We start from the raw sequence: 6,320 nt of genomic DNA, 5'->3' as shown, positions 1-6,320 counted from the left end.
AGCCACTGCGGAGCATTGGCGACCGACGACAACGCGGCGAGGTGCGTGCCCCGGCGCCGCGGACCCGGCAAAGATCCGCAAGACACGCCCTAGCCGCGGAGGAACTCCAGCACCGCCAGCACCCGGCGGTGCGTCTCCTCCGCCGGGGGCAGGTCCAGCTTCATCAGGATGTTGCCGATGTGCTTGCCCACCGCCGCCTCGGACACCACCAGCTCCCGGCAGATCGCCGCGTTCGACCGGCCCTGCGCCATCAGCGCCAGCACCTCGCGCTCACGCGGGGTCAGCCGCTCCAGGGGGTCCCGGCGGCGGCGCAGCAGCTGGCGGACCACCTCCGGGTCGACCACCGTGCCGCCGGCCGCCACCTCGGCGACCGCCGCCGTGAACTCCTCGATCTGGCCGATCCGGTCCTTCAGCAGGTAGCCGACGCCGGAGCCGTCGCCGGAGTCCAGCAGCTCCGCCGCGTACGAGCGCTGCACGTACTGGCTGAGCACCAGGACCGGCAGGCCCGGGCGCCGCTCGCGCAGGGCGACGGCCGCGCGCAGTCCCTCGTCGGTCTGGCCCGGCGGCATCCGGACGTCGGTGACGACGAGGTCCGGCCGGTGCTCCTCGACCGCCGTCCGCAGCGCCCCGGCGTCGCCGACCGCGGCCACCACCCGGTGCCCGAACCGGGCCAGCAGGCCGACCAGCCCCTCGCGCAGCAGCACGCCGTCCTCGGCGAGCACGATCCTCAGGTTCTCGGGGGCGGTTCTCGGGTTCACCGGGCGGGTCCTCCGTCAGCCGGGGCACAGGGGATCTCCACCCGCACCAGGGTCGGTCCGCCGGGCGGACTGCTGACCGTCAGTGTGCCGTCCACGACCGCGACCCGGTCGGCCAGCCCGGTCAGACCGGTGCCGCGGCCCGGGTCGGCGCCGCCCCGGCCGTCGTCGGCCACCTCGATGGTCAGCCGCCCGTCCGCGTACCGGCCTTCGACGCTCGCCGTGCTCGCGCCGCTGTGCTTGGCGAGGTTGGCGAGGGCCTCGGTGACGGCGAAGTAGCCGGCCGACTCGACCGGCGCCGGGAGCCGGACCGGCAGCGCGAAGCGGGTGGCGACCGGGACCGGCGAGCGGTCGGCGGCGTCCGCGCAGGCCTCCGGCAGACCGCGGTCGGTGAGCACCTGGGGGTGGATGCCGTTGATCAGCTCCCGCAGTTCGGCCAGCACCTCGCCCGCCTCCCGGTGCGCCTCGGCGAGCCGGGCGGCCAGCGGGCCGTCCGGCGGCGCGTCCAGCCGGGCCAGGCCGAGCGTCATCCGCAGCGCCACCAGCCGCTGCTGGGCGCCGTCGTGCAGGTCGCGTTCGATCCGGCGCCGCTCCGCCTCGAAGGCGTCCACCAGCCGGGCCCGGGAGCGGACGAGTTCGCCGATCCGCCGCTCCTGCCGGCCGGGCCCGAGCAGCAGCCGGACCAGGCCCGCCCGGGCGGCCGCCACCAGCGCCAGCGGGTGACCGAGCAGCGGCAGCAGGGCGAGGCCGGCCAGCCCGCACAGGCCCGCCGTCCCCAGCGAGTGGACCTGCCAGATCTTGAGGACGTTGACCTGCTCGCCGTCCAGCAGGAGCAGCGGGACGGCGGCCAGCAGATGGCCGGGGACGACGAGGGCGCAGCCGGCCACCGTCAGGTCGACCGGCCAGAGCACGAACGCGGCCAGCACGGTGAAGCCCAGTTCGCGCCAGGTCGCCCGCTCCCGGTAGCGCAGCCGCAGCCAGGCCGCGAGGCCGGGGCGGTCGGGGACGCGGTGCGGGTCCGGGACCCGTCCGCCGTCCAGGAAGCGGACCAGCCGGCGTTCCCAGGCCGCCACCGGCAGCCCGACCAGGGCGAGCGCGGCCAGCAGCGGCAGCCCGACCAGCAGCACCGCCAGCACCCCGGCGGCCGTCACGGACAGCAGCAGGCCGGCGCAGAGCAGCAGCCCCGTCAGTCCGGTCGCCAGCAGGTACCCGGCCGCCCGCCACGGGGCCGCCGGGCGCGGGAAGCCCACCCGCAGCACTCCGTCCATCATGTCCCTCCCCCGGTGCGCCCACCCTAGAGCCCTTCCGACGGCCCGTCGGTAGTGCCTGCCCTACCCTCCGAGGTGGCCCCTGGCCTGCTGCGCCGCACCACTGCGTGGCGGTTCGCTGGGCGCATGAGAATGCTGCGGATCGCGCTCACGTCCCTGAAGGCCCGCCAGGTCTCGCTGCTCGGCGCCTTCCTCGCCCTCGCCCTCGGCGTGGCGATGACCGCCGTCATGCTGCTCGGCCTCGCCTCCGCCGTGGGCGCGCCCGGCGGGGAGGACCTGGTCTCGCTGGTCGCCGCGCTCGGCACCGCGGGCGGGGTGAGCGCCTTCGTCTCGGCGTTCGTCGTGGCCTCCACCTACTCCTACGCCGTCGCCCAGCGCCGCCGTGAACTCGGTCTGCTGCGCCTCGCCGGCGCCACCCGCGCGCAGGTCCGCCGCGTCGTGCTCGCCGAGGCGCTGCTGCTCGGCGCCGCCGCCTCCGCCACCGGGTGCGTGCTCGGCCGGCTCGGCGCCCCCGCGCTCCTCCGGTGGCTGTCCGGCGTCGGCATGGCCCGGCCCGGTTTCGCGCTCGTCCCCGCCGCCTGGCCGCTGCCGACCGCCTTCGCCACGGGCCTGCTGGTCGCCCTCGCCGGCGTCGCCGTGGCCGCCCGCCGGGCCGGACGGGTCGGACCGCTGGACGCCCTGCGCGCGGCCGACCTCGACAGCGGTGTGCTGACCGCCGGCCGGCTGCTCACCGGCCTCGGCCTGCTGCTCACCGCCGCCGTCCTGGCCGGCGCCGCGCTCGCCGGCGACCCCGCCGACCTGCTGCACCGCAAGACGTACACCACCCAGCCGATGTGGCTGATCTCCGCGGCCGGCCTGCTCTCCCCGCTGCTCGCCCCGCCGCTGGTCCGCCTGCTCGGGCGCGCCCTCCCCGGCCGGTTCACCGGGTACGCGGGACGGCTGGTGCCCGCCAACGCCTCCGCCGCGCTGCGCCGCACGGGCGCGGTCGCCGCGCCGGTGCTGGTGTCGGTGGCGCTGACCGGTTCACTGGCGGGCGCGCTGGACACGGTGGCCGCCGCCCGCGCGGCCGAGGCGAGCGCCCGGACCGCCGCCGACCTGGTCGTCGTCCCGGCCCCCGGCTCCGGGGACGGGCCGCTGCTCGCCGCACTGCGGGCCGTCCCGGGTGTGACCGCGCTCTCCCCCACCGCACCGACCGTCCTCGGCCTCGTCGAGCCGGACGGCGTGACGGTCCGCTCCGAGGCCCGCGCCACCGATCCGGCGGGCCTGGCCGCCCTCGCCCGGCTGCCGCTGCTGGCCGGGTCGACGGCGGGCCTCGACGACCGCTCGCTCGTCCTGCCCGCCGAGTGGGGGCACCGGACGGTCGGCGAGCCGGTCCCGGTGGTGCGCGCCGACGGCAGCCGGACGACGCTGCGGGTGGCCGCCGTGCTGCGCGACGGCGTCGGCGACAACGGCCTGTACGTGACCGCCGCCAACGCCCCGGGTGCCCGGGTCGACCGCGTCGAGGTCCGCCTCGGGCCCGCCGCCCGCGTGGCCGACGTCCGCGCCGCCGCCCTGCCGTACGGCGCCGGCGTCCTCACCCGCGCCGAGTGGCTCGCCGCCGGGACGCCGGCCCGGACGGCGTGGCTGCGGATGGCCCTCGTCCTCGGCCTGGCCCTCGTCTACACCGGCATCGCGCTCGCCAACACGCTGCTCATGGCCACCGCCGACCGCCGCCGCGAACTCGCCCTGCTCCGGCTGGCCGGCGCCACCCGGGCCCAGGTGGTCCGCCTGGTGACCGCCGAATCGGTGCTGGTGACGGCGGTCGGCGCGGTGCTCGGCTGCGTGGTCGCGGCCGTCCAGCTCGGCTCCCTGCGCGCGGCCCTGGCGGTGCTCCACGCGCCCGCCCCGCTCGTCCTCCCGTGGCGCCCGGTCGCGGCGGTGACGGCCGGCGCGCTGCTGGTCGCGGCGGCCTGCGCCGCCCCGGCCGCCGCCTGGGCGCTGCGCTCGCGGCCGGTCACCGCCGCGGCGCGCTGACCGGGGCGCTCCGCTTCAGTCCAGCAGCGTCACCTGCGCCGCTGCCAGCCGGGCCGGGTCCGCGATCACCTCGAAGCCGGCCACCCGGCCGTCGCGCACGGTGAACCGCAGCAGCAGCCGCAGCCGCCCGTCCGGCGCGATCGCCGCCCCGACGGCGCCGTCCACCAGCACCGGCACGCCGAACCGCGCCCGCCGCCCGATCACCCGGGTCTCCCGGGCCACGGCGTCGGCGCCGCGCAGCACCGTCGGACGGCCGGCGGGCAGCGCGGCCGGGTCGGCCCGGCGCACCACGTCCGGGGCCAGCACGGCGAGCAGCGCATCCAGGTCACCGCCGCGGGCGGCGGCCAGGAACGCCTCCACCACCTGCCGGTCGCCCGTCCCCCGCTCCGGCTCCGCCCCCTTGACCCGCTGCCGGGCCCGGCTGGCCAGCTTCTTCGCGGCCACCGCGTTCCGTCCGACGATCGGCCCGATCTCGTCGAACGGCACCGCGAACCCGTCGTGCAGCACGAAGGCGACCCGCTCCGCCGGGCCCAGCCGGTCCAGCACCACCAGCATCGCCCGGCCCACCTCCTCGACCAGCTCCGCCTCCGCCTCCGGCCCGTCCACCACCCCCTCGACCACCGCGACCTCGGTCTTCCGCGCCCGCAGCACGTCCAGGCAGATCCGCGACACCACCGTGGTCAGCCATCCCGGCAGGTTCTCCACCTCCGCCGCGTCGACCCGCTCCAACCGCAGCCAGGCCTCCTGCACGGCGTCCTCGGCCTCCGCCGTCGACCCGAGCATCCGCCGCGCCACCGCCCCCAGCCGCCCCCGCTCGGCCTCGAACCGCACCGCCAGCTCCTCGCGCCCGTCCATCGGTCACCTTTCCGTCCGCACCCGCGTCACGGGGTTGACGATGCCCACCCCCCGAAGGTGACCAGGAGCCCCCTCATGCCCAGCTTGCTCCACCTCGACTCCAGCGCGAGCCCGGCCGACCAGTCCGTCAGCCGCCGGCTGACCGCCCGCTTCGCCCACGACTGGCAGGCCCGCCACCCCGGCGCCGACCACCGCTACCGCGACCTCGCCGCCGACCCGGTCCCGCTGATCGGCGCCGGCTTCGCCTCCCTCGGCGTCCACGTCGAGCGCCAGGCCGCGCCCGTCCCGCTCTCCGCCATCTCCTCCTTCGCCACCACCGCCGCCGAGCAGCACGAGTGGTCCCTCACCCTTCCGCTGGTCACCGAGCTCCACGCGGCCGACACGCTCCTGCTCGGCGTCCCGATGTACAACTTCACGGTCCCCGCCGCCCTCAAGGCCTGGATCGACCGCATCACCTTCCCCGGCGCCCACACCGGCCGCCTCACCGCCACCCGCGTCATCGTCGTCACCGCCCGCGGCGGCGGCTACGGCCCCGGCACCCCGCGCGAGCCCTTCGACTTCCAGACCCCCTACCTGCGCGCCTGGTTCACCGAACACCTCGGCATCCCGGACGCCAACCTCCGCTTCATCCACGCCGAACTCACCCGCGCCGCCGACATCCCCGCCCTCACCCCCTACCGCGACCTCGCCACCACCTCCCTCACCACCGCCCGCACCGAGCTGACCGCCCTGGCCGCCTCCTGAAACCACCGAAGGGCCGGCGGGAACACCCGCCGGCCCTTCTTCCCGTCTGCTACCGCGCGCCCCACGCCTCGTCCGTCGACACGATCTCGCGCCCCAGCGGCATCAGCGACACCGGGATCAGCTTGAGGTTCGCCCACCCGAACGGGATCCCGATGATCGAGAGGAACAGCGGAATGCTGGTGATCAGATGCATCAGCGCCAGCCACCACCCCGCGAAGACCAGCCAGATCACATTCCCGACGCACGACGGCGCCCCGGCGTCCGGCCGCTCGACGGCCTTCCGCCCGAACGGCCAGATCACGAACCCGGCCAATCGGAACGACGCGATGCCGAAGGGAATCGTGATGATCAGAACGCAGCAGATGATCCCGGCGATCACATAGCCGACCGCCATCCAGAACCCGCAGAAGACCAGCCAGAGCACATTCAGTAGGAATCCGATCACCTTCATGCCTGGCACCTTCTCACGTACGACGACTGCCCCCTACGACCACCGATTCCCGCCGCCCACCGTGTCTACGCACGTCAGGGCCACACCTCAGGGACCGCTCCGGGTGCGCCCCCTCCTCACGGAGGAGACCGGGCCCCGCGGGAGTGTCATGAATCAGGTGGACACCCTGACCAAGGGAGACACTGATGAGCTCGCTGACGGATCACCAGATCGGGTCGGTTCCTGATGGAACGG

General features: G+C 76.3%; 6 protein-coding genes. 2 read left to right on the top strand and 4 right to left on the bottom strand.

The features are described 5' to 3' along the window. Positions 1-89: 89 nt before the first annotated feature. Both ACFZBX_RS36745 and ACFZBX_RS36740 read right to left on the bottom strand, forming a co-directional pair. Entirely contained in the window at positions 90-722 is a 633-nt protein-coding gene (locus ACFZBX_RS36745) for a response regulator (RefSeq protein ID WP_391538167.1), read from the bottom strand. A 32-nt stretch (positions 723-754) separates the two neighbouring features. Further along, positions 755-2,023, bottom strand: a complete 1,269-nt coding sequence (locus ACFZBX_RS36740) for a sensor domain-containing protein (RefSeq protein ID WP_391538166.1) — start codon at positions 2,021-2,023, stop codon at positions 755-757. A 126-nt stretch (positions 2,024-2,149) separates the two neighbouring features. Between ACFZBX_RS36740 and ACFZBX_RS36735 the strand changes: the two genes are divergently transcribed. Then, on the top strand, positions 2,150-4,036 hold the full coding sequence (locus ACFZBX_RS36735) for an FtsX-like permease family protein (RefSeq protein ID WP_391538165.1): 1,887 nt from the start codon (positions 2,150-2,152) through the stop codon (positions 4,034-4,036). Positions 4,037-4,051: 15 nt separating this feature from the next. Here the strand turns inward: ACFZBX_RS36735 and ACFZBX_RS36730 are convergent, their stop codons facing one another. Beyond that, complete coding sequence (locus ACFZBX_RS36730; RefSeq protein ID WP_391538164.1) at positions 4,052-4,891, bottom strand: sigma-70 family RNA polymerase sigma factor; 840 nt, start codon at positions 4,889-4,891, stop codon at positions 4,052-4,054. A 75-nt stretch (positions 4,892-4,966) separates the two neighbouring features. On the opposite strand from ACFZBX_RS36730, the gene ACFZBX_RS36725 reads away from it, so the two are divergent. Then, positions 4,967-5,635, top strand: coding sequence for an FMN-dependent NADH-azoreductase (locus ACFZBX_RS36725; protein WP_391538163.1), 669 nt, complete (start codon positions 4,967-4,969; stop codon positions 5,633-5,635). 49 nt (positions 5,636-5,684) lie between these two features. Here the strand turns inward: ACFZBX_RS36725 and ACFZBX_RS36720 are convergent, their stop codons facing one another. Beyond that, a complete protein-coding gene (locus ACFZBX_RS36720) occupies positions 5,685-6,086 on the bottom strand; it encodes a YccF domain-containing protein (protein WP_391538162.1) in 402 nt (133 codons plus the stop codon). Positions 6,087-6,320: the final 234 nt, after the last annotated feature.

Source organism: Kitasatospora sp. NPDC008115, from assembly GCF_042957205.1.
In the GTDB taxonomy this organism is placed as follows: domain Bacteria; phylum Actinomycetota; class Actinomycetes; order Streptomycetales; family Streptomycetaceae; genus Kitasatospora.
Note: the sequence above shows the minus strand (reverse complement) of the source record. Positions and strands in the feature narration are given on the sequence as shown.

What these genes read in the sequence shown, in the direction of transcription:
- ACFZBX_RS36740 (WP_391538166.1), bottom strand. Translation starts at nt 2,023, where the DNA reads ATGGACGGAGTGCTGCGGGTGGGCTTCCCGCGCCCGGCGGCCCCGTGG.
- ACFZBX_RS36735 (WP_391538165.1), top strand. Translation starts at nt 2,150, where the DNA reads ATGAGAATGCTGCGGATCGCGCTCACGTCCCTGAAGGCCCGCCAGGTC.
- ACFZBX_RS36725 (WP_391538163.1), top strand. Translation starts at nt 4,967, where the DNA reads ATGCCCAGCTTGCTCCACCTCGACTCCAGCGCGAGCCCGGCCGACCAG.
- ACFZBX_RS36720 (WP_391538162.1), bottom strand. Translation starts at nt 6,086, where the DNA reads ATGAAGGTGATCGGATTCCTACTGAATGTGCTCTGGCTGGTCTTCTGC.
- ACFZBX_RS36730 (WP_391538164.1), bottom strand. Translation starts at nt 4,891, where the DNA reads ATGGACGGGCGCGAGGAGCTGGCGGTGCGGTTCGAGGCCGAGCGGGGG.